The 23,081-nt window shown below is 30.3% G+C and carries 21 protein-coding genes; 13 read left to right on the top strand and 8 right to left on the bottom strand.

Annotated elements, in window-relative coordinates:
* The first annotated feature begins 74 nt into the window (after nt 1-74).
* Entirely contained in the window at nt 75-2,429 is a 2,355-nt protein-coding gene (locus CX675_RS06470; protein ID WP_130734395.1) for a TonB-dependent receptor domain-containing protein, read from the top strand.
* A gap of 42 nt (nt 2,430-2,471) precedes the next feature.
* Here CX675_RS06470 and CX675_RS06465 read toward each other — a convergent pair whose 3' ends face one another.
* Both CX675_RS06465 and CX675_RS06460 read right to left on the bottom strand, forming a co-directional pair.
* Nucleotides 2,472-2,972, bottom strand: a complete 501-nt coding sequence (locus tag CX675_RS06465) for a DUF4348 domain-containing protein (RefSeq protein WP_165395985.1) — start codon at nt 2,970-2,972, stop codon at nt 2,472-2,474.
* 16 nt (nt 2,973-2,988) lie between these two features.
* Entirely contained in the window at nt 2,989-3,996 is a 1,008-nt protein-coding gene (locus CX675_RS06460) for a 3-oxoacyl-ACP synthase III family protein (protein ID WP_130734393.1), read from the bottom strand.
* Nucleotides 3,997-4,179: 183 nt separating this feature from the next.
* Between CX675_RS06460 and CX675_RS06455 the strand changes: the two genes are divergently transcribed.
* The gene (locus CX675_RS06455) at nt 4,180-6,594 is read left to right on the top strand and encodes a S9 family peptidase (protein WP_130734392.1); all 2,415 of its coding nucleotides are present in this window, start codon (nt 4,180-4,182) and stop codon (nt 6,592-6,594) included.
* A gap of 27 nt (nt 6,595-6,621) precedes the next feature.
* On the opposite strand, the gene CX675_RS06450 is transcribed toward CX675_RS06455, so the two are convergent.
* Complete coding sequence (locus CX675_RS06450) at nt 6,622-7,551, bottom strand: ABC transporter ATP-binding protein (RefSeq protein ID WP_130734391.1); 930 nt, start codon at nt 7,549-7,551, stop codon at nt 6,622-6,624.
* 151 nt (nt 7,552-7,702) lie between these two features.
* Here CX675_RS06450 and CX675_RS06445 point away from each other — a divergent pair, with 151 nt between their 5' ends.
* The gene (locus tag CX675_RS06445) at nt 7,703-8,305 is read left to right on the top strand and encodes a hypothetical protein (protein WP_130734390.1); all 603 of its coding nucleotides are present in this window, start codon (nt 7,703-7,705) and stop codon (nt 8,303-8,305) included.
* Between the two features lie 69 nt (nt 8,306-8,374).
* On the opposite strand, the gene CX675_RS06440 is transcribed toward CX675_RS06445, so the two are convergent.
* Nucleotides 8,375-9,070 carry an OmpA family protein gene (locus tag CX675_RS06440; protein ID WP_130734389.1) on the bottom strand — a complete coding sequence of 232 codons (696 nt, stop codon included), beginning with the start codon at nt 9,068-9,070 and terminating at the stop codon, nt 8,375-8,377.
* An 18-nt stretch (nt 9,071-9,088) separates the two neighbouring features.
* Nucleotides 9,089-9,562 carry a lipocalin family protein gene (locus CX675_RS06435; protein ID WP_130734388.1) on the bottom strand — a complete coding sequence of 158 codons (474 nt, stop codon included), beginning with the start codon at nt 9,560-9,562 and terminating at the stop codon, nt 9,089-9,091.
* A 175-nt stretch (nt 9,563-9,737) separates the two neighbouring features.
* On the opposite strand from CX675_RS06435, the gene htpG reads away from it, so the two are divergent.
* Nucleotides 9,738-11,624 (top strand): molecular chaperone HtpG, encoded by a 1,887-nt coding sequence (htpG, locus tag CX675_RS06430; RefSeq protein WP_130734387.1) that lies wholly within the window; start codon nt 9,738-9,740, stop codon nt 11,622-11,624.
* A gap of 75 nt (nt 11,625-11,699) precedes the next feature.
* Here htpG and CX675_RS06425 read toward each other — a convergent pair whose 3' ends face one another.
* Complete coding sequence (locus CX675_RS06425) at nt 11,700-12,326, bottom strand: hemolysin III family protein (RefSeq protein ID WP_240723600.1); 627 nt, start codon at nt 12,324-12,326, stop codon at nt 11,700-11,702.
* Nucleotides 12,327-12,369: 43 nt separating this feature from the next.
* Between CX675_RS06425 and CX675_RS06420 the strand changes: the two genes are divergently transcribed.
* The 8 genes from CX675_RS06420 (at nt 12,370) to CX675_RS06385 (ending at nt 18,702) form a co-directional block, all read left to right on the top strand.
* Entirely contained in the window at nt 12,370-12,936 is a 567-nt protein-coding gene (locus CX675_RS06420; RefSeq protein WP_130734386.1) for a YdeI family protein, read from the top strand.
* Nucleotides 12,937-13,042: 106 nt separating this feature from the next.
* Nucleotides 13,043-13,906: a M12 family metallopeptidase gene (locus CX675_RS06415; protein WP_130734385.1), complete on the top strand. Its 864-nt coding sequence runs from the start codon at nt 13,043-13,045 to the stop codon at nt 13,904-13,906.
* 267 nt (nt 13,907-14,173) lie between these two features.
* Complete coding sequence (locus tag CX675_RS06410) at nt 14,174-14,995, top strand: alpha/beta hydrolase (RefSeq protein ID WP_130734384.1); 822 nt, start codon at nt 14,174-14,176, stop codon at nt 14,993-14,995.
* Nucleotides 14,996-15,001: 6 nt separating this feature from the next.
* Nucleotides 15,002-15,922, top strand: a complete 921-nt coding sequence (locus CX675_RS06405) for a PD40 domain-containing protein (protein ID WP_130734383.1) — start codon at nt 15,002-15,004, stop codon at nt 15,920-15,922.
* Nucleotides 15,919-16,440 carry a GNAT family N-acetyltransferase gene (locus tag CX675_RS06400; protein ID WP_165395984.1) on the top strand — a complete coding sequence of 174 codons (522 nt, stop codon included), beginning with the start codon at nt 15,919-15,921 and terminating at the stop codon, nt 16,438-16,440. The genes CX675_RS06405 and CX675_RS06400 overlap by 4 nt, the downstream gene beginning before the upstream one ends.
* 101 nt (nt 16,441-16,541) lie before the next feature.
* Nucleotides 16,542-17,375 carry a hypothetical protein gene (locus tag CX675_RS06395; RefSeq protein ID WP_130734381.1) on the top strand — a complete coding sequence of 278 codons (834 nt, stop codon included), beginning with the start codon at nt 16,542-16,544 and terminating at the stop codon, nt 17,373-17,375.
* 23 nt (nt 17,376-17,398) lie between these two features.
* On the top strand, nt 17,399-18,214 hold the full coding sequence (locus CX675_RS06390; protein WP_130734380.1) for a hypothetical protein: 816 nt from the start codon (nt 17,399-17,401) through the stop codon (nt 18,212-18,214).
* Between the two features lie 95 nt (nt 18,215-18,309).
* Nucleotides 18,310-18,702, top strand: a complete 393-nt coding sequence (locus CX675_RS06385; RefSeq protein WP_130734379.1) for a DUF2721 domain-containing protein — start codon at nt 18,310-18,312, stop codon at nt 18,700-18,702.
* Here the strand turns inward: CX675_RS06385 and CX675_RS06380 are convergent, their stop codons facing one another.
* Nucleotides 18,703-20,937 carry an ATP-binding protein gene (locus CX675_RS06380; protein WP_130734378.1) on the bottom strand — a complete coding sequence of 745 codons (2,235 nt, stop codon included), beginning with the start codon at nt 20,935-20,937 and terminating at the stop codon, nt 18,703-18,705.
* Nucleotides 20,938-20,994: 57 nt separating this feature from the next.
* Nucleotides 20,995-21,615, bottom strand: coding sequence for a murein L,D-transpeptidase catalytic domain-containing protein (locus tag CX675_RS06375; protein WP_130734377.1), 621 nt, complete (start codon nt 21,613-21,615; stop codon nt 20,995-20,997).
* A 90-nt stretch (nt 21,616-21,705) separates the two neighbouring features.
* Here CX675_RS06375 and CX675_RS06370 point away from each other — a divergent pair, with 90 nt between their 5' ends.
* Complete coding sequence (locus tag CX675_RS06370; protein ID WP_130734376.1) at nt 21,706-23,076, top strand: DUF1800 domain-containing protein; 1,371 nt, start codon at nt 21,706-21,708, stop codon at nt 23,074-23,076.
* Nucleotides 23,077-23,081: the final 5 nt, after the last annotated feature.

Below are 23,081 nucleotides of genomic sequence, written 5' to 3'. Positions count from 1 at the left end.
ATACTCTTTGTAACAAAGTAGAAAAACTATAGTCTAGTATAGTATCAATCAAATCACGTTAAACAGTTATTAAAATGAAATTAAAATTATTTATTTTACTTGCATTGAGTAGTTGGTATTCCCTATTTGCTCAAATCTCTGGAAACATTTCAGGAAAAGTAATCGACAAAAAAACAAGTGAACCTTTACCCTATGTTACTATTGTAGTTAAACACGACGCTACTTTGGTAACAGGTGGTATTACGAATGAAACTGGAAATTTTGAAATCAACAAATTAGTCCCTCAAAAATACACTCTTGAAATTCAGTTCATTGGATACAAAACCTTAGTAAAGGAAGTTGATTTATCGACAAATTCTCGTATCGATTTAGGTACTATTGCCATAGAAGAAGACGTAGCACAGTTAGCTGGTGTTGAAGTAGTAAAAGAACGTTCTATTATGGAACAAAAAATCGACCGAAAAGTAATTAATGTAGGAAAAGATTTAATTAGTGCTGGTGCAACCGCAGGAGAAATTATGAACAACATTCCTTCTGTATCAGTAGATCCTCAAACCAATCAAATTACGTTAAGAGGTAATTCGAATGTGCGTATTCTTATTGATGGAAAACCAACAAACATTTCACCAGAACAATTGTTAAAGCAAATTCCGTCTGCGTCTATCAAACAAATTGAATTAATTACAAATCCATCTGCAAAGTATAATCCAGAAGGAATGAGTGGAATTATTAATATTGTGTTACATAAAAATGCCAATGATGGTTTTAATGGTTCAGTCAATTCTGGAGTAACTTTTGGAAAAACACCGAAAGTAAATTCGTCTTTAGATTTAAATTATAAAACTGGAAAAGTTAATTTTTATGGTAATTATGGTTTCAATCATGGTAAAAATGCGAATAATGGTCATATCGACAGTTATGAAGTAAACAATAGAAACTATCAGGATTTTGACTTTAACAATAAAAACACTTCTCACCTATTTAAGGTAGGAATGGATTATTTTATTGATGACAAAAATACCGTTTCGTTTTACACCACTCAAAATCTTTTCTATGGAAATGGAATAGGAAAAACAGTAGTAGATTATGTAGATCCTGCAACCGCAGATATTTTACAATTGTTTAATTCTAAAAATGACAATACATCGCAAGCTTATAACTTTGATTACAAACACAACTTCAAAAAAGAAGGAGAAAATATTGAGTTAGAAGTAAATTTTAACACGAATGATAGTCCGGAGAGAACCACTTTTGATTTCCCATTTACATCGAGTTATACCTTAAATACAGTAGATAATAATAATGATAATGTTATTATTAATTTGGATTATGTGAATCCATTAAGCGAAACGACTAAATTAGAAACTGGATTAGAAACCCGTATTGAATCGACTGATAATTTATTAAATGTAAACAACAATTATAATTCTAGTTTTAGTTACGAAAGAAAAATTTATTCAGCTTACGCTACTTATGGAAAACAATGGAAAAAATGGAGTGCGCAAGTGGGTGCAAGATTAGAAAAATTTGAAGCTGCTGCTGATTTTAATCAAATAGGAAATGCAACTGCTCATTTTTCAGATAGTTTTGTAACGGTATATCCTTCAGGATTTGTAAGTTACAATCCGAATGACAATAACTCTTTTAATTTTAGTGTTGCCAGACGTGTGGATCGTGCGAGTATTCAACAAATAAATCCAATTAGAGAGTGGTCAACTCCTACTATCGATTCTAAAGGTAATCCAGAATTAGACCCACAATTTACTAATTCCTTTGAATTGAATTATACAAGAAGAACAAAAATAGGTTCTATTACTTCGGGTATTTTTTACAGAAAAATTTATGATGAAATTAATAGATATATCTATGAAAGCCCAACAGATCCTAACAAAAACATCTTAAGTTATGACAATTTTAAAGATAATGATGCTTACGGAATGGAAGTTTCTGGGAACTTAAATTTCACTAAATGGTGGAGTGCTAATTTTGGAGTAGATGCTTATTTCAGAAAAATAAGAGGTGTTGTAGCTACTGATTACGTAGAAGCAAATACAACTATTTTCAATGCAAGAGTAAACAACAGTTTCAAAGTAACTAAAGATTTCCGCATGCAACTTTTTGGAATGTACAGAGGCAAAGATATTAGCTTACAGTTTATCCGAAAACCAATGTGGAGAACCGATTTAGGTGCAAGTTATACCGTTTTAAAAGGAAAAGGAACGGTTAGTGCTCGTTTTAGCGATATGTTTAAAGCAATGAAATTTAGTTTTGATGGCGATTTACCTTACAGACAAGTTGGTTCTTTCCGTTGGGAAAGTCAAACCGTCTATGTTGGATTCAATTACCGATTTGGAGGAGGAAAAAACAGAGCCTTACAACGTAAAGAAAGAGACAACAACCAAACACAAAAAAGTGGTGGTCTATTATAATTTTATACAAAAAAGCGATTCCAAATGGAATCGCTTTTAGTTTTAAGGTGAGGCGTCTATCCAACTCTGTAAATACCATTTCCCGTTTTTATTTTCAAAGAAATAATCAATCATATAACCATTATTCAATCCTCTTTGCTCTATTTTGGCGTGTTTAGCATCAATAAAAATATTTTGTTTGTATTCCAAAAAATCATCAGGTAGTATAAAATTTAAGAAAGTATACTTTTCTTGAGTTATTGCAATTTCTTGCAATTCAAAATCATCATCTAACACTTGAATTGCTAAAGGAAATTGAACTCTCTCTAATTGAAACGCTCTTTTTTTACTAAACATTGCAATAAAATCATAGAAATCTTCCTGAACAATTATCTTATTAATTTCTTTTCTTTCTTGTGATTGACTCAAAGAATCTTGCTTCGTTTGTATATTGTTATTTATTTTTCCTTCATTTTCTTTTTTACAACCTAGAAGAAAAAAAGTAGCACAAATCAATATAAAAAACAACTGTTTCATCCATTTAAACGAAACAGCTTTTCCCATTTTTGTAAATATCATTTTACCAACGAATAATTGCACTTCCCCAAGTAAAACCACTACCAAAAGCGGCTAACACTATTAGATCTCCTTCTTTTATTTTTCCTTGCTCCCAAGCTTCAGTTAAAGCAATAGGAATGGATGCGGCTGTAGTATTACCATACTTCTGAATATTGTTATACACTTGATTATCAGCAAGTCTAAACTTTTGTTGAATAAACTGAGAAATTCTCAAATTAGCTTGATGAGGCACTAATAAATTAATATCAGAAACTTGCAAATTATTGGCTTGTAACCCTTCGTTAATCACTTCACTAAAACGAACCACTGCATTTTTAAATACAAATTGACCGTTCATGTAAGGATAATAACTTTCATCATTAGGATCATTATCGGCAATAATATCGGTAACCCATCTTTTTCCCATACCTGGAGCTACTAAAGATAATTCTTCAGCATGTTGGCCTTCAGAATGTAAATGAGTAGACAAAATACCCTTAGTTGTATCTTCTTCTCTACTTAAAATAGCGGCACCTGCTCCATCTCCAAAAATAACAGAAACACCTCTTCCTCTGGTAGTCATATCTAACCCAGTAGAATGCAACTCAGATCCAATAACCAATATATTTTTATACATACCTGTTTTTATAAATTGGTCTGCTACCGAAATGGCATATACAAAACCAGAACATTGATTTCTTACATCTAAAGCACCAACTGTTTTTAATCCTAAATCGCGTTGTACTAAAACACCTGGTCCTGGAAAATAATAATCTGGACTTAAAGTGGCAAAAATGACAAAATCAATATCATCTTTATCTATTTTTGCTCTTTCGATGGCAACTTTAGCTGCTTTTACACCCATTGATGTGGTTGTATCTTCTCCTCTTATTACATGTCTGCGCTCCTGAATACCTGTTCGCTCTTGAATCCATTCGTCATTGGTATCCATAATTTTAGACAAATCATCATTGGTTACTATATTGTCAGGAACATAATATCCTAATCCTGTTATTTTTGAATGATACATTTCTTACACTATTAATATTTTATGCAGGACAAATTTAATAAATTATCATTTTAAATGAATTATCATGCTATTTTTTTCGGTAATCTCAAATTTACAGATTTTAAACTTACATTTTAACAAAATTTACAGATTTTCCGATTTTAATTTAAATATTTTTGAGCAACTAACCATTTTTATTTTACAATGAAAGCATTTTTTATTAGTGCATGCCTGTTAACAGCTAGTTTTTCTAGTTTTTCTCAGGAAAATGTAACCTATCAAAAACCACCACAAGAAATTTTAGCTTTAGCTGATTACCAAAGAGCTCCAAGTGTTTCCATGGATTCCAAAAAAGAATACATGCTATTAAGTTATCGAAACACTTACAAGCATTTAGAAGATTTAAGTCAGGAAGAAATGCGTTTGGCTGGATTGCGTATTAATCCTGTAACCAATATTTCTAGTACAGTTACTTATGTGAATAATTTAAAAATTGGCAACATCAGAAACAAATCTGAAGTTCAAGTTTCGGGTTTACCAGATAATCCAAAGATTGCTAATATTTCTTGGTCACCCAATGAAAAATATATTGCTTTTACACACACCACTTCCGAAGGGGTTACACTTTGGTATATTGATGTTGCAACAGCTAAAGCTACAAAATTAAGTAAGGTATTTTTAAATGCCAATATGGGAAATCCAATAAGCTGGTATAAAGATAGTAATGCCTTATTAGTAACTACATTATCTTCCAATAGACCTGCTTTAATTAATGCAAAAGAAGAATTACCTAAAGGCCCAATCGTTTCTGAAAGCGAAGGAAAAGTTTCTCAAAATAGAACGTATCAAGATTTATTAAAAAACAAAACAGATGAAGCTAACTTTATAAACTTAGTAACATCTAGAGTTGATAAAATTGATTTAAAAGGAAACAGAACTTCTTTTAGCAAAACAGCTGGAATGTTTTCTGACGTTAGCTTTTCTCCTGATGGAAATTATGTTATGATTACTTCTATTGAAAAACCTTTCTCCTATTTAGTTCCTTATTATCGTTTCCCACAAATAACTGTTGTTTATGATAGCAACGGTAATGAAATTAAAACAGTTAATGAAGTAGCTTTAAATGAAATTTCACCTAAAGGTTTTATGTCTACACGTACTGGAAAAAGAAATATGTCGTGGAGAAATGATGCTCCAGCTACACTTTATTATGTAGAAGCTTTAGATGGTGGTGACCAAGCCAATGAAGTACCCTACAGAGATGAAGTTTTCCTATGGGAAGCTCCATTTAACAAAGAACCAAAACCTTTACTAAAAGTACAACAACGTTTTGGAGGCATCGAATGGGGAAATAGTACAACTGCCATTGTTGTAGATTACTGGTACGATACTAGAAATAGCAAAACATACTTAATTAATCCTTCAACTGAGGGAGCAGATCCAAGATTAATTTCAGACAGAAATTACCAAGATAAATATAGTGATCCAGGGAATTTTGAAACAAAGAAAAATGAATTTGGCAGTTATGTTTTAACCATTGAAAACAATAAAATGTTTTTATTAGGTGATGGGTTTACCAAAGAAGGTCAGTTTCCTTTTATTGATGAATTTGATATAAAAACACTAAAAACAAAACGCATTTACACCTCAAAATTAACAGATAAAAAAGAAGATTTATTATCTATTGAAGACAGTAAAAAAGGAGATGTTTTAGTGATGTTACAATCTAAAAATGAATATCCAAATTACTATTTTAGAAATTTAAAAACAAAAAAAGTTACTCCTATTACCGCTTTTAAAAATCCTTTTGAAAGTTTAAATAATGTATATAAAGAAGTAATTACTTATAAAAGAAACGATGGGGTAACTTTATCTGGAACTTTATATTTACCAGCTAATTACGACAAAACTAAAAAAGACAAAAAATTGCCTCTATTAATTTGGGCTTACCCTGAAGAATTTAAAGATAAAAATAGTGCAGGACAAACTACTCAAAACCCAAATGATTTTACGTTTCCCTATTACGGTTCCTTTGTTTATTGGGTAACTAGAGGTTATGCCGTTTTGGATGATGCTTCTTTCCCTATTATTGGAGAAGGTACAACGGAACCAAATGATACGTTTATTCCTCAATTAGTGGCTAATGCAAAAGCCGCTATTGATGCCGTAGACAATTTAGGATATATCAATCGAAAAAAAGTAGCGGTGGGTGGTCATTCATATGGAGCCTTTATGACTGCCAATCTATTAACCCATTCTGATTTATTTGCCTGTGGAATTGCAAGAAGTGGTGCCTACAACAGAACATTAACTCCATTTGGTTTTCAAAGCGAACAAAGAAATTACTGGGATGTTCCTGAAGTCTACAATACCATGTCTCCATTTATGAATGCTTCTAAAATGAAAACCCCATTGCTTTTAGTGCATGGAGAAGCAGATAATAACCCTGGAACTTTTACATTGCAAACAGAACGTTACTTTCAAGCGTTAAAAGGATTAGGCGCACCTGTAAGAATGGTTCTTCTACCTAAAGAAAGTCATGGTTATGTTGCTGAAGAAAACATCTTTCATCTCTTATGGGAACAAGATCAATTTTTAGAAAAGTACTTAAAAAATTAAAATCATAAAAAAATAGACTTGTAATAATTACAAGTCTATTTTTATTTTTAAACCAACTGATGCGTTAGGTTCAATAGCATATTTACTTTCAAAAAAGATATTCTGATTTTGAAAAACTGATTCTACTAAATATTTATCTCCCTTAAAATAACATTGGGTAACTACTACTTCAAATGTAGATTGTGTGGCTACTTCCAATTGATGTGCATAAACATATAATGTGTTGTCTTCCCATTTTATAATGTTTACTTCTCCAAATAAAGAAGCAGCATAATACGAACTTGGGTAGCGATATATTTCTTCTGTTTGTCCTAAATCTACTATTTCACCATCTTTCATTATTAATACTTCATCACAATAAGAAAGCACATCATTCGTATCATGCGTAGCCATAATACATGTAATTTTCTTTTGTTTCAAATATTTAAAAATACGTCTCCTTAAACTATTTTTTAAAAAATTATCTATATGACTAAAAGGTTCATCTAGCAATAATAATTCAGGTTCAAGCGCTAATACTTTTGCTAAAGCCACGCGTTGCATTTGTCCTCCACTCAAAAATTTCACCCTAGTTGATGCAAAAGCAGTCATTTCGACTACTTCAAGTAATTCACGTGTTCTTTCTTTTTTTTCTTCGGGATAAAAGTTCGATAAAAATTTTCCCACATTTTCTGCTACAGAAACATAAGGCATTAAATCAAAATCTTGCGCTAAATATTTCATTTTTGGCATTCCTGGCACCAAATTAAATTTTGGTCCTAACACTTGTTCTTCATTCCAAAAAACAGATCCAGACTCTACATCATGCAAGCCATAAATTAATTTCAACAAGGTACTTTTACCACAACCGCTTTCTCCTATTAATGCTAAAAATTGACCTTTAGCCAAAGAAAAACTCATCTCTTTTAGTAAAGGTGTGGTTGTGTAAGAAAAAGTAAGGTTTGCTACTTTTAACATTATTTCATGAATTTTAAACAAACTTACAAATAAATTCACTTTTATTTAAACAACAGTTAGCAACAATAAATTGTTAATAAAAAGGATTTTATCAGATAAAATTAATTTCTATCTTGCGCCACCCAAAATCAATAACCTATTATTATTCAAAATGGCACGAAATTTTTTTTCAATTAGTTTAATTTTAACTTTTCTTTTTTGCACGATTACCTCTAATGCTCAATTCGGTGTAGAAGTAAATTATGGTCTTAATGGTGTAGTACAACCAAGCATTACTAATTTTTCACATTTAGGAGGTGGTATTTCTTATGATTTTAATGAATCTTATGGTGCTAAATTAGACTTTGGTTCTGACAAGTTTAGATCAGATAACGCCCTTTTCAATAAGGAAACAGGAATTACTATTACTAGAATTTCACTTCAAGGTACTGTCAATATTTCCGATTTAATAGATCCTACCAGTTTATATAGTGTTTTTAACTTGTCTGGACATTTGGGTGGTGGTTATTCTTTTATTAAATCATCAGAATTTAAGAATAATGATAACACTGTTAATGCAATCATTGGTTTAACTCCAAAAATTAAAATCTCAAGAGGCATCTATTTTGCTATTGATACTTCAGTTATTTTTAATCTTTCTCAACATTACGGCTTTGACGGAGCTTATACTTATGATAATTACCCAAACTCAATTACTGGAATTATGTACAACGTTACTGGTGGTATTATTTTTAAATTCAATGAATATTATTAATAAACAATTACTATAAATAAAAAAGGCTGTTGTGTAAACAACAGCCTTTTTTATTTTCATAACATTTTTTTAATTCTGTGCTTCCTTCTTAGCATCTTCTATCATTTTATCATTTGCTACAATAGCAAACTCTACACGTCTATTTTTACTTCGCCCAGCTTCAGTTTCATTGTCTGCTATAGGTTCAGATTCGCCCATTCCTTTAATTACAAATCGGGAAGAAGCTAATCCTCTTTGTACTAAATAACTTTTCACACTAGTAGCTCTTTGTTCTGACAGTTTTAAATTGTAATCATCAGCACCTTTACTATCTGTATAACCAAAAATGGTAATATCTGTATCGGCATAATCTTTAAATACTGGAACCAATTTATCTAAGTTTTGTTTTGCTAATGGAGTTAAAGTAGCTTTATTAAAATCAAAATTAACTGAATTTTCTCCTAAAACTAATTGAATTCCCTCTCCTACTCTTTTTACTTCTGCACCTGGTAAAGCCGTTTCAATTTCTCTAGCTTGCTTGTCCATTTTATTTCCAATAACACCCCCTGCAACTCCACCAACAACACCGCCAATCACTGCTCCAAGCGCACCATTTCCACCTTTACCTACATTATTACCAATAACACCTCCAATAATTGCACCACCTACTGCCCCAATAGCAGCTCCTCTTTGTGTTTTATTCGTATTTTTTACTGCATTACAACTGTTCATACTAACAAGCAAACTCATTGCTACAGCTGACATTACTATAATTGACCTTTTCATATTTTTATTTTTTTATTTTTAATTGTTTCTAACAAATTGATAAGTAACCGCAGTATTTTTTCCTGCTATACTCACATGGTCTATTAATTGAAACGTAGTTTCCGTTACATTTACCAAATCCAATACATACCCAGTACCTACTCTTTTTGCTTTTTCAGCATCTAAAATTTTCATCACAAAACGTCCTTCTTTATTTACATACCAAGTAATATCTGAAGAATACAAAGAACAAGAAGAATTAGTTAAACTAAATGACCCCTTATTATTATTTGAAATAAAATTCCACTTACTACCTACAAAACAATTAGAATCTACTAAATCAAAAGAATTCAGCTTCACATACTGAGAATTTGGATAACTTACCTGAGATAAAATCCAATCGCCTTTAAGAGCTACTTCGGTTTTCATATCTAGTTTTGTCTCAACTGGAGAAGTCGATTTACAGGAGACTAGTGTAAAAACAAAGCTCATAATTATAAGTACTTTTTTCATATTTGTTTTCTTTAAAATTGTATTACAAAGATACGTGGGTTTTATTCATTTTGATTTACATAATATTACTTTTCGATTTCAAAATTTCCATTCAGCCAATTTGTCAGTTTCTTTAAATTGGTATTTCTTTTGAGTAGTAATTAATCCAAAAAAGTATAATTAAAAAATCATAAATATGTCAAGTGGAAAAATTAATGTATCAGTAGAAAACATCTTTCCTTTAATTAAAAAGTTTTTATACAGTGATCACGAAATTTTCTTACGTGAATTAATCTCAAATGCTACAGATGCTACACTAAAGTTAAAACATTTAACGAGCATTGGCGAAGCAAATGTAGAATATGGTAATCCACAAATTGAAGTAAAGATTGATAAGGAAGGTAAAAAATTACACATTATCGATCAAGGTTTAGGAATGACCATGGAAGAAGTGGAAAAATACATCAATCAAATCGCTTTTTCTGGTGCCGAAGAGTTTTTAGAAAAATATAAAGATACTGCCAAAGATTCAGGTGTAATAGGACATTTTGGATTAGGATTTTATTCCGCTTTTATGGTAGCTTCAAAAGTTGAAATTATTACTAAATCTTTCAAAGAAGAACCTGCAGCACACTGGTCTTGTGATGGAAGTCCAGAATTTACTTTGGTTCCGGCAGATAAAAAAGAAAGAGGAACAGAAATAATTCTTCATATCGCTGAAGATTCATTAGAATTTTTAGAAGAAGGAAAAATTAATGGTTTGTTAACGAAATATAACAAATTCATGCCTATTCCAATTGTTTTTGGAACTAAGCAAGAAGCGTTACCAAAACCAGAAGATGCTCCAGAAGATTACAAGACAGAATACAAAGAGGTAGAAAACATTATTAATAATCCAAATCCAGCTTGGACAAAACAACCTAGCGATTTAAAAGAAGAAGATTATAAAAGTTTTTATCGTGAACTGTATCCAATGCAGTTTGACGAACCTTTATTTCATATCCATTTAAATGTAGATTATCCTTTTAACCTTACTGGTATTCTCTACTTTCCAAAATTAGCAGCTGACTTACAAATTCAGAAAGATAAAATTCAACTGTACCAAAATCAGGTTTTTGTAACGGACAATGTGGATGGAATTGTTCCAGAATTTTTAACCATGCTGAAAGGGGTTATAGACTCTCCAGATATTCCATTAAATGTGTCGAGATCTTATCTACAAGCCGATGGAAATGTAAAGAAAATTTCAAACTACATCACTCGTAAAGTATCCGATAAATTAAAATCGTTATTCAATGAAAATAGAGCCGATTTTGAAACAAAATGGAATGATATTAAAATTGTATTAGAATATGGGATGCTTTCTGAACCAAAATTCTATGAGAAAGCAGGTGATTTTGTATTATATCCTACAGTAGATGACAACTATTATACACTAGCGGAATTAAAAGAACAATTAAAAGAAACACAAACTGATAAAGACGGAAAATTAGTCTTACTTTATGCTTCTAATAAAGAAGCACAACACAGTTATATTGAAGCTGCTAAAGAAAAAGGATATGAAATATTAGTATTAGACAGTCCAATTGTTTCACATTTAATCCAAAAACTAGAAGCAGACAATGAGAATCTTACTTTTTCACGTGTTGATGGAGATGTTATTGAAAAATTAATCCAAAAAGATGATGCCCAACTTTCAAAATTGTCAGATGAAGAAAAAGAAAGTTTAAAATTAGTAATTGAAGCGACTGTTCCAAAAGAAAAATACAGTGTTCAATTAGAAGCTATGGACAGTAAATCTGCTCCTTTTATGATTACACAACCTGAATTCATGAGACGTATGAAAGAAATGAGTCAGTCTGGTGGCGGTGGTATGTTTGGTATGGGTAATTTCCCAGAAATGTACAACTTAGTTGTGAATACTAATTCAGATTTAGCGACTTCTATTTTAAACACTGAAAATGAAGAAGTAAAAGCCAATCTAGTAAAACAAGCCTTAGATTTAGCCAAATTGTCTCAAGGTTTATTAAAAGGAGAAGAATTGACTTCATTTGTAAAACGCAACTTTGAAACACTTCGCTAAGAAGCAACAAAAAATAGAAACAACAAAAAACCTGCAAATGATATTTGCAGGTTTTTTTTATTCAATCATCTTTTTTCAAACAATACTATAAATCATAAAATAATGAGAAATACTACCTCCTAAAACAAATAAATGCCAAATAAAATGACCATAGGGAATTCGCTTTGAAGCATAGAACAAAGTACCTAGAGTATAAAAAATACCGCCTATAGCCATGTAAGTTAACGCTTCTGTAGAAAGTAAATTGAGTAGTTGACTTAATTCGGCAACCACTAACCATCCCATTAATAAATACATTATTAAGGATAGTTTTTCTACTTTACCCGTTAAAAACAGTTTCATTACTAATCCAATTCCAGCAATGCTCCAAATAATAAAAAACAAACGCCAACCTGTAGTTTGCTCTAAAGTTATCAAACAAACTGGCGTATATGTTCCTGCAATGAGTAAAAAAATACCAATATGATCCATTATTTGTGCTTTTTTCTTTCTTCCTTCATGTTCAATCGCATGATAAACCGTTGATGCAGTATATAAAGCAATTAAACAAAATCCGTAAATCCAAATACTTAATGTGCTAAAATGAGTTACTTCTCTATTTTTTAGCAATAAAAAAATCAATCCAAAAATTCCTAATACAATTCCAGCTCCATGAGAAATGGTATTTAAAAATTCTTCCTTATTTTTGAAGTGCATTGCCATTGTAATTTCCTTATAAATAATGGTATAAAGATACTAAAAACCCATGAAAGAAAAACCAATCCTATATTTTAAAAACGATACCGAATGGAGAGAATGGTTGCACGAAAACCACACTCTTTATGATGGTGTTTATTTAATTTTTTACAAAGTAGCTAGCGAATCGGAAAGTATGCGCTGGGAAGAAGCGGTAAAAGTTGCTATTTGCTATGGTTGGATTGATTCTACTGTAAAAAAAATTGACGAAGACAGAAGAAAACAATTGTTTACCCCTAGAAAAGATAAAAGTGTTTGGAGCAAATTGAATAAATCCTACATCGAAGAATTGCTCGTTCAAGATTTAATACATGAAAGCGGACTAAAAAAAATAGCCACTGCGAAACAAAATGGATCTTGGGAAAGCTTAGACGCAGTTGAAAATTTAGAAATTCCAGATGATCTACAAAAAGCTTTTGAAAAAAACACTTTGGCCTTGACTAACTATACTAATTTCAGCAAAACCTATAAAAAAGGCTATTTATATTGGTTAAACCAAGCCAAAAGACCAGAAACTAGGCAAAACAGAATCATAGAAATCATTGAACTTTGTAAAAAAAACATAAAATCCAGATAACCAATAAAATAAACACAAAAATTTAACAATAAATACAAGATAATTGTAAGATTCTAATTTTTAAATTATATAATTTTAACATAAACCTAACAAACAATTATGGATTATGAAAAAAATTAATTTAAAAAAAATTACTTGGATGACTATTTTAATCATAGGCTATAGCTCTTGTGATAAAAATGATGTTCCCGAACCCGATTATGCTACGGAAGTCAATTCAATTACAGACGAAATTTACAATACCAAAACTACTGGCACTACAATTGAGGCAATTTATCTTGGAAGATATGTTACTCTTCTTGAAATTGACAATGACAAATATCTTTATGATGGCGATGTTGTTTTAGACAGAAATGATTTTTCACTTCCTAGCGAAGATAGTAATCGTGGTGTGTATGGTGGTGGAAATTGGCCAAATAGAAACGTTCGTTGGAAATATGCTAGTGGTGTTTCTCAAGATCTTAAAAACAAATGGACGAGCGCCATGAGCACATGGTCTAGTCAGCTAAATTTTACATTTACTCAAATTTCCAGTAGTTCAGGAGATTATATTTTGGTAGAACAAAACTCTAGTGGTTCAGCCTACAGTACAAGTATTGGCAGAAGAGGTGGACAACAAATTATAAGTGTAGATCCAAGATATTATGGTTCTGGTAATGTAGTTCATGAAATTGGTCATGCTGTTGGATTAATTCACGAACAAAAAAGACCCGATCGAGACAATTACATCATTGTTAATTATTTTAATATTAAACCAAATTGGACTTCTCAATACGATAAATGCTCTAATTGCACCTCTAATGGCTCTTTTGATTACAATTCCATTATGCTTTATGGTTCAAGAGCAAGTAGTTCAGTTGTATACGACACTAGCATTCCAGCAATGACCAAAAAAGACGGGAGTATCTGGAATTCACAACGCTCTTATCTATCAACAGGCGATAAAGCTGCTATAAATGCGAAATATTAAAAATACTCTAAATATTGAAATTTTAACAAATTCTATAATTTTGTTGTAAAACTATTACAAAAAAACGTTTTAGATTTGTATCAACAAACAAACAGATCAAGCATGATGAAACCGTCTAAAAAACTTTTTTTAGACGGTTTTTTTCTTTTCCTTATTTCTTAATAACAATAAGCTAAGTATTTTCCATAATAATTTAACTTGTAAACTAGTGTTACAAGCCATCTAGATTCTTATATTTACGTAAAAATTAGCTGTAAAAACTGTACCATGAAAAAAATACTTTCTATCTGTATTCTTACTTTTTTGTTTTCAAAAAACTTACACTCTCAAGAGACTAAAAAACCCTTAACCATTGGAGAAACTGTAACTTTAAAATCTAACATTCTTTCTCAAGATAGAATGTTACATATTTATTTACCAGAAGGATATGAAACCAATGATTCTATCACTTACCCAGTTATGTATGTTTTAGATGGTTCTCTAAATGAAGATTTTATACACGTTACAGGATTAGTCCAATTTTTTAATCTTCAACTACATATGCCAAAAACAATTGTGGTTGGCATTGCTAATATAGACCGAAAACATGATCTTACTTTTCCAACAGAGATCCCTGATTTAAAAAAAGACTACCCTACAACAGGTGGATCTGAAAAATTTATTGCTTTTATAGAAAAAGAATTACAACCTTATATAACTGCCAACTACAAAACCTCTGAAAAAAAATACCTTTTAGGGCAATCTTTAGGTGGTTTATTAGCCACTGAAATACTATTTAAAAAGCCAGAATTATTTACAAATTATATTATCACTAGTCCGAGCTTATGGTGGGATGACCAATCTTTATTAAAAAATGCCACAAGCTACTTATCTAAAATTCAAAAACCAGTTTATGTATATGTTGCCGTAGGTGAAGAGCATAAAATTATGATTCGAGATGCAAAAACTTTAGCTTCTGAATTAAAAAAATATCCTAATAAAATTAAATCCGATTTTCAGTTTTTTCCAAAAGAAAATCATGCAACCATTTTACATAATAGTTTGTACAAAGCCTTTTTAATTGAATTTCCATACAAAGAATCGAAATAATTTATCATGAAAAAAATATTTTTTTGGGTCGTATTACTTGTCTTTACAAAAGAATTTTCTCAAAATAAACAAGTAATCCCAGCTTTTGATTTTCTAATAAACTATTCTAATTGCAGAGATTTTACTCTTTCAAAAAATCAGGATGAAATGTATTTTACCGTTCAAAACATGAATGAAGAAATTTCTCGAATTGTATTTAGTAAAAAAGTTAAAAACAAATGGACAAAACCAAACTTAGTTTCTTTTTCCAGTAATTTTAGAGATCTTGAACCCTTTTTAAGTCAAGACGGACTACGTTTGTATTTTGCTTCAAACCGACCGCTACAAGATACCATTTCAACTAGCAAAGATTATGACATTTGGTATGTAGAACGAAAAAGCGTCTCAGGAAATTGGTCAAAACCCATAAACATTGGTGCACCAGTAAATACTGAAAAAGACGAATTTTATCCATCGGTTGCTTTAAATGGCAACTTGTATTTTACTTCTGAAAATAAAAATTCATTGGGAAAGGATGATATTTTTGTAAGTTATTGGAATACTAATAAATATTCCAATCCTGAAAATTTAGGTACAACAATTAACTCATCGGGATATGAATTTAATGCTTTTATTGATCCCGAAGAGAAGTTTCTGATTTTTACTGGTTATAAAAGAGAAGATGGTTTAGGAAGTGGTGATTTATATATTAGCTACCAAGATACAAATGGTAAATGGCAAACCGCAAAATCATTGGGTGAAACAATCAATTCTGTAGCTATGGATTATTGTCCTTTTTATGACACCAATAACAACATCTTATATTTTACAAGTAGAAGAAATAATACTTCCAATAAAAATTTTCAAACTTTAGCAGACTTTGAGCAAGAAATTAACCAATATGAAAACGGATGTAGTAGAATTTACAAATGCTATTTAAAATTATGATGAACTTACAACCTACTCTTATAGAAGACACTATCCTTATAAGACCTTTACAGAAAGAGGATTTTGATAATTTATATTTAGTTGCTTCCGATAAATTACTTTGGGAACAACATCCTAATAATGATAGATATAAAAAAGAAGTTTTTGAAGACTTCTTCCAAAAAGCTTTAGATTCCAAAGGTGCTTTTGTTATTATAGATCAAAATAGCAACGAAATAATAGGGTCATCTCGTTTCTATGATTATGATGAAAAACTAAAAACCATTGTCATTGGTTATACTTTCATCGCAAGAAAATATTGGGGCACACATTACAATCGTAGCATAAAAAAAATGATGATGGACTATGCTTTTAATGATATAGACAAGATTCAATTTTATGTTGGAAAAACAAATTATAGATCTCAAAAAGCAATGGAAAAACTAGGTGGCAAAATTATTGGTTACACTACAGCGAGTAATGGAGTAGAAGAAAATCCGGTTTATGAAATAACAAAACAAACTTGGTTAAATAAATAAAATGGCATACTTATTGAAAAGTGATTTGTTAAAAAATTTAACATTTGAATTAAACCTTTTTAATTTTTTAATATCCAATAAAAAACACAAAAACTTAGATTATGAAAAAATTAAACTTTTTAACAGCTTCAATCATAGTGGTTTTAACCTTATCATTTCAATCTTGTAATAAAGATGAACAAGAAGCTACAGCTGTTGATCAAGAATTACTAACGGTAAATGCACAAATCGATTTCTCTAACGAGTTAGATTTTAACATGGGGTTAGATGTTGCCTCTGAAAATGACACTTATTCAAATAGAGACACAAATGGCACCATGACTTTTCCTGCTTGCGCAAATGTATCTATACAAAGTGGAACCATAGGACAGTTTCCCATCACTTTTGCAATCGATTTTGGTACAGGATGTTTACACAATGGCATTCTTCGTGCAGGTATTATAACTATTACTTTTGATGATTATGTAACTAATTTTGGTAGTCACATGACTATTACACGTACTAATTATTACGTAAATGGTAGAAAAATTGAAGGAACTGTAGTCTATGAAAATCAAACTACAAATACGCAATTGCCACAATGGACAAGAACTGTAACTAACGGTCAATTAACCACTATTTCTGGAAGTGTATTTACTTTTTCTGGAACGAGATCAGTACAACAAATTGAAGGTGTAAGTACCTTGACACTTGGTGACAATGTTTACAAAGTTTTATCTGGAAATCACACGGTTAATAGACCTAATGGCTCTAGTTTAACTGTAACGGTAGTTACACCACTTATTAAAAAATACGCATGTAATTATATTTCTCAAGGCCAACTTAATTTACAAGGCACTATTTTAGACGGTATTTTAGATTATGGTAACAATACTTGCGATAATCAAGCAACATATACACATTCTAATGGTGTAGTATATAACATCGCTTTATAAATTAAAAACATAAAATGAAACCCATGAAAAAGATAACTTTTATATTTCTATTTGTTCTTATAACTACTTTTAGTAGTTATGCACAACAAGACAATTCAAACAATCTTGAATATACTGGCGAAAATTTTAGTTTAGAAGGTGCATTAGCAATTTTCAAAAAAGCGGCTAATTTAGAAGAGTTTGAAAAAATGATCAACGAAGAAAATAACAATGTAAATAATCTTGATTTGAATGGAGATGGAGAAATTGATTATGTTGTTGCCAATGCTATTCAAGAGAACGAAACACACGTTATTATTTTAAGTGCTTATTTAAGTGAAACTGAAAAACAAGATATTGCAACAATTGGTATTGAAAAAACAGGAAATGACGAAGCGATACTTCAAATAGAAGGAGATGAAGACTTATATGCTGCTAACACCATTGTAGAACCCTTAGACATTGAAGAAAAAGCAATTAAAACAGGTCATGGTCCAAGTCCTTTTGATATTAAAACAACTGCTGTTGTAGTTAATGTTTGGTTTTGGCCAAGTGTTCGTTATATCTACGCACCAAGTTATGTAGTTTGGAAATCTCCCTATCGCTGGAACGTTTATCCAAGATGGTGGAAACCTTGGAAACCTTATAGACATGCCATTTTTTATACCAGATGCGCTCCACATAGAGTATACTATTCTAGAACCCCTACAAGAAGAGTAGTTGTTGCTAGAAAAGTATACACTCCTAGAAGAAGTAGATCTACTGTCGTTGTACATACTCGAAAAGGAACTACGATAGTGCATAAAAACAGAAGAGGAAAAACAACTGTAGTAAAAACTAAAAGACGAACTAGAAGATAAATATCATTTAAAAAAACGCTAATCAATTTCTTTCGATTAGCGTTTTTTATTTTGTTTATTTTTTAGACCTTTGATTGTTTTCAAATTTATATTTTATGGAATTACCTATTGAAACACCTGCTTTATTGTTTTCGGCAACATCACTGATTTTATTAGCCTATACTAATCGTTTTCTAACAATCGCACAAATCATACGAAGTTTAAAAAAAACTTACGATGAAGAAGAAAATAAACTTATTTTATTGGAAATAAAAAATCTAAACTTAAGACTAACACTTATTCGGTATATGCAATTGTTTGGTGTAATGTGTTTGTTCTTGTCTGTTTTTGCCATGCTTCTTTTATTTTTAGGACATCAATTAACTGGTATTTATCTTTTTGGACTTTCTTTATTATGCTTACTCATTTCTTTAGGATTATCCTTTTGGGAAATTAGTATATCCGTAAAAGCATTACGACTCCATTTAAGTGATTTAAACGAAAAATAATTACTCTATTAATACATTTTCTAAGGTTTCTTTCAATTTATTTATTTCAAAAGGCTTCCATAAAACACCACTAAAATAATTCGTTTCATAATTTTTCGAAGTTACCATCGTATCTGCAGTTAAGGCTAAAATAGGTGTTTTTAGGTTGGCATTTGGAGTTGTTTTAATAAGTTTAGCGACTTCAATACCATTCATCTCAGGCATATGAATATCCATTAAAATATAGTCATACCTGCTTTCTTTTACTTTTTCTAAAGCCATCTTTCCTGTCTCAACGTGCTCTGAAGTAATTTCCCACTTAGAAAGAATTTTTTGAAGTAACACGGCATTGATAACTGTATCTTCAATGATTAATACCTTTTTATCTTTAAGATCAATAATTTGTTTACCAATTCTATTTTCTAGATTTACATCTCCTTGAAACGATTCATTTCTACTAAATTTTAACTTAAAATAAAAAGTAGTACCTTTACCCAAAGTGCTTTTTACTTTAATTTTGCTTTTGTGTAAAGCGATAATTTTTTTTACAATAGCTAAACCTAATCCAGTACCTCCTTGCTTACGGGTTAAAATAGGTTTAACTTGCGAAAAACTTTCAAAAATTTCTTCTAAATTTTCTTTAGAAATACCTTCTCCTGTATCTTTCACTTCAAACAAAAATGTATTTTTCTTAGTTCCTATTTTGACTTCCTTAATAGATAATTCAACTCCTCCTTTATCTGTAAATTTTATTGCATTACTAATCAGATTATTTAAAATCTGAGTTAATTTCGTTTCATCTACATTATAATAATTCTGTGTAGGAATAGTACAGTTTAACTTAATATATAGTCCTTTTTCTTTTGCTTGCTTGTCATAAACACTAACAATATTTTTTACTAAATGAGCTAAAGAAACTGGTGCCATTTCTAATTTAGATTTATTGGAATCTAATTTGGTAAAATCCAATACATCATTTACAATTTTAATTAGATTAGATGAAGCAAATTTTAAACTTCCTAACAGCTCTTCCCCTTCTAAACTTACCTCATCATTTAATAGCTCAACTATTGAAGTTATTGCATTTAACGGTGTTCTAATCTCGTGACTCATAATAGACAAAAAATCCTGACGCATTTTTATAGCCTTAGCTTCGTCTAAATTCTTTTTCTCTAATAATAATTGCTTTTCTTTATGCAATTTCGCCTCATTTTTTAAAACTTCCATTTTAGAAATCAACTCATAATTTTCAATAACCTTTAACGTTTGTGCATTAATTACCGATTCCTTTTCTTTTTGATACCGCTCAAAATAATCTAAAGCAAGTTCATGTTCTTGTTTGGCTTTAAAAATAAGATAAATTAACTTTTTAAGTTTAATAGTAGACATAGCAATTCTTAGTTTATTGGCTATCTCTAATCCCATAAAAGCTGCTTCTAATGCAAGTTCCAAATCATTTTTAGCATAATACAATTCTCCAAGTTTAGTATAAGTCATTGCTTTACCGGTATTTTCGCCCATTTCATTATGCATTTTCAAGGCCTTCAAATAATAGGTTTCTGCTTTTTTGTACTCTTGCAAGTAAAAATATACTTTCCCCTTTCCATACAAAGCATACGCCATACCCCTAATGTCTTGGGTGATTTCTTTTAGTTGGATTGACTTTTCAATAAAAGCCATAGCAAACTTTAGTTTCCCATTTTTAGCTAAAATTCCTGAAAGATTATTGTATACATTAGATTCTAAATTAAAATCCTTTACTTTTCTGGCATTTCTTACCGCACTATAATAGGATTTTAAAGCCGCATTTTGATCTCCAATATATCCATAAATGGTACCTAACGACTTCTCTGTCCGAGATTGATTGTAATAATCTCCTTTTCTTTGATAAATTTTTAAAGCATCTAAAAAAGAAATCAACCCTAAATGATACAAATTGGTTTTATAGTATACTCCAGCTAAGCTATACTTGGCATCTGCAATACCTCTTTCATCATTTAATTCCACAAAAAGGGCTAAAGCTACTTTGGCATATACTTCTGCCTGAGTCATTTCTCCTATAATCATATAATACAATCCTAATTGACTATAAGATCTAGCCAACAAAGACTTATTACCAAGCTCAGAACTAAGTTCTAATGCATTAAGTGTTAAAGAAATACTTTTAGAAATATTATTTATTCTAATTTGATGAGCTTCATCAAGTAATAAAAGTATGTCCTCATCACTTTTATTAAAATTTAATTGGTTAAACATTTAAGCAGTTTTGGGAAATTAAAAATATAAAAAAATGTTTAAAAAAAAATTTATTTTTTATATAATCCACAATAAAACAGGCTTTTGTGATTGTTGTAACTGTTTATCTAGCTTTTTCATAAAGGTATTTGAAACAGCAGGACACCCCCAACTTAACGGGCTATATTTCGGATAAACCTCTTCATTTTTAACAGCATTCCAAGAATGTAAAACCACTACTCTATCAACAGCGGTTTGATTGCTTTCTTCTAAACCATGAATCCAGTACTTTACATTAATTCCCCAAGAACTGTAATCTCTATCTCCAATTTTATACTTTCCACTCATAGAGCAATGACTATTATTTCTTACATCAAACTTTACTTTCTCCCATTTTTTTGGATTTTCTTCAAATTGATCACAACTACCATGAGTTACTAAATTTTTATCTATTATCTCTTTCTTTTTAAAATCATAAATAAAAAAACGGAATTTCCCTGAATGCTGACTTAAATCAATTAAGTAATAATAATCGGTATTAAAATTATTGGCTTCAACATATGTTTTAGCTTGTTGATGCAAAGAAGTATAATCTCTTATTTTTTCTGTATTCTCTTTAGTCAATACTTTCTTTGGAGTAGTAGGCCCATTGGTACAATTTATAAGAATAAAAACAAACAAAACAAACAGGTTCTTCATATACAAACAATTAAACTTTGTAATATTAAAATTAATTTTAAACCTTTTGTGTTAATTTTTGTCTAAAATATAACGTCAAATCGTTAATATATGAACACAAATACACTTTGGTCACTTCGATTAGGCTTTTCAAACAAAGAAAGTCAGTTAATAGAAAAATTAGGTTTTACTTCTTTTCTAGAACAGTCTTTTGATTCAAAAATAGATCATTCTTTACCATCATTTTTAAAGGACAGCCCTAAAACTATGATTGAATTAAAATTAGTAAGAGAAACGATTCAAAAGGCTGATGAAGAAGAGAAAAAGAAAATTTTAAAAAAACAGATTAAAGATGTAACAGAATTAAGAGTTTGGTGGTTAGAGAAGATGCAACAAGAAAAGTTTCCTTTACGAGAAAAAATGACCTGTTTTTGGCACAATCATTTTGTATCAACTATACAAAAAGTAAAAGTAAGCTATTGGATTTATCAACACAATATGGTTCTTAGAGAAAATGCCTTCGGAAATTTTAAAGACATTACTAAAAAAATCATTCAATCCAATGCCATGGTACGCTACTTAGACAATGTAGATAATCGCAAAGGAAAATTAAATGAAAATTTAAGCAGAGAATTATTAGAATTATTTACAATTGGTATCGGAAATTACACAGAAGAAGACATTAAAAATGGAGCCAAAGCATTAGCTGGTTTGCATTTAGGCGATGAAAAAGCAATGTACAGACCTCGTTTAGAAGACAACGAAACCATTACTTACCTTGGAAAAACAGGAAATTTTAAAGTAGAAGATTTGATTGATATTATTTTTGAACAAAAAAACACACCTTATTTCTTGACTGAAAAAATTTTAAAATGGTTTATTTATGATACTCCTTCAAGTGAATTAATTCAATATTATGGAGATTATTTTAAAGAGACAAATTTTGAAATCAAACCCCTATTATTAAAAATTTTCACTGAAGAATATCCGAAAAACAATAAGGGGAGTAAAATAAAAGATCCATTGGTTTTTTCGCTACAACTTCTAAACGAACTACAAATAGAAAGCACAAATAAGCTAATACTTATTCAGTTCCTAAAACAACAAGGCATGGAATTATTTAATCAACCCAATGTAAAAGGATGGATTGGCGGTAATCATTGGCTTACCTCTCAAATTTATTTACAAAGGAACAATACTGTAGATTTTTTGAGTAGTGGTCAAAATATGGTTAGAATACGAAAAAACGAAACAGAAGAAAAAAAACGCTCACCAAATATTCAATTTGAATCAAACGGAAATAATATTAGCATTATAAAAGAGCTAACCGACAGGTTATTATTTACAGTAGATAAAAACACACAAGAAGATATGGAAACTATCCTAAAATATGATTTTAATCCTAAAAGTGAAAGTGCCTCCTCAGCAGTTTTACGTTTATTTACTTACATAACTAAATTACCCGAATTTCAACTCATTTAATTTTA

The sequence above is a fragment of the Flavobacterium sp. J27 genome, assembly GCF_004303025.1.
Lineage (GTDB): Bacteria > Bacteroidota > Bacteroidia > Flavobacteriales > Flavobacteriaceae > Flavobacterium.
Note: the sequence above shows the minus strand (reverse complement) of the source record. Positions and strands in the feature narration are given on the sequence as shown.

Coding starts and splice junctions, on each gene's coding strand:
- CX675_RS06465 (WP_165395985.1), bottom strand. CDS start 2,972: ATGGGAAAAGCTGTTTCGTTTAAATGGATGAAACAGTTGTTTTTTATA.
- CX675_RS06395 (WP_130734381.1), top strand. CDS start 16,542: ATGAAAAAATTAAACTTTTTAACAGCTTCAATCATAGTGGTTTTAACC.
- CX675_RS06375 (WP_130734377.1), bottom strand. CDS start 21,615: ATGAAGAACCTGTTTGTTTTGTTTGTTTTTATTCTTATAAATTGTACC.
- CX675_RS06445 (WP_130734390.1), top strand. CDS start 7,703: ATGGCACGAAATTTTTTTTCAATTAGTTTAATTTTAACTTTTCTTTTT.
- CX675_RS06435 (WP_130734388.1), bottom strand. CDS start 9,562: ATGAAAAAAGTACTTATAATTATGAGCTTTGTTTTTACACTAGTCTCC.
- CX675_RS06385 (WP_130734379.1), top strand. CDS start 18,310: ATGGAATTACCTATTGAAACACCTGCTTTATTGTTTTCGGCAACATCA.
- CX675_RS06370 (WP_130734376.1), top strand. CDS start 21,706: ATGAACACAAATACACTTTGGTCACTTCGATTAGGCTTTTCAAACAAA.
- CX675_RS06460 (WP_130734393.1), bottom strand. CDS start 3,996: ATGTATCATTCAAAAATAACAGGATTAGGATATTATGTTCCTGACAAT.
- CX675_RS06415 (WP_130734385.1), top strand. CDS start 13,043: ATGAAAAAAATTAATTTAAAAAAAATTACTTGGATGACTATTTTAATC.
- htpG (WP_130734387.1), top strand. CDS start 9,738: ATGTCAAGTGGAAAAATTAATGTATCAGTAGAAAACATCTTTCCTTTA.
- CX675_RS06380 (WP_130734378.1), bottom strand. CDS start 20,937: ATGTTTAACCAATTAAATTTTAATAAAAGTGATGAGGACATACTTTTA.
- CX675_RS06420 (WP_130734386.1), top strand. CDS start 12,370: ATGAAAGAAAAACCAATCCTATATTTTAAAAACGATACCGAATGGAGA.
- CX675_RS06455 (WP_130734392.1), top strand. CDS start 4,180: ATGAAAGCATTTTTTATTAGTGCATGCCTGTTAACAGCTAGTTTTTCT.
- CX675_RS06425 (WP_240723600.1), bottom strand. CDS start 12,326: ATGGCAATGCACTTCAAAAATAAGGAAGAATTTTTAAATACCATTTCT.
- CX675_RS06450 (WP_130734391.1), bottom strand. CDS start 7,551: ATGTTAAAAGTAGCAAACCTTACTTTTTCTTACACAACCACACCTTTA.
- CX675_RS06440 (WP_130734389.1), bottom strand. CDS start 9,070: ATGAAAAGGTCAATTATAGTAATGTCAGCTGTAGCAATGAGTTTGCTT.
- CX675_RS06405 (WP_130734383.1), top strand. CDS start 15,002: ATGAAAAAAATATTTTTTTGGGTCGTATTACTTGTCTTTACAAAAGAA.
- CX675_RS06390 (WP_130734380.1), top strand. CDS start 17,399: ATGAAAAAGATAACTTTTATATTTCTATTTGTTCTTATAACTACTTTT.
- CX675_RS06400 (WP_165395984.1), top strand. CDS start 15,919: ATGATGAACTTACAACCTACTCTTATAGAAGACACTATCCTTATAAGA.
- CX675_RS06470 (WP_130734395.1), top strand. CDS start 75: ATGAAATTAAAATTATTTATTTTACTTGCATTGAGTAGTTGGTATTCC.
- CX675_RS06410 (WP_130734384.1), top strand. CDS start 14,174: ATGAAAAAAATACTTTCTATCTGTATTCTTACTTTTTTGTTTTCAAAA.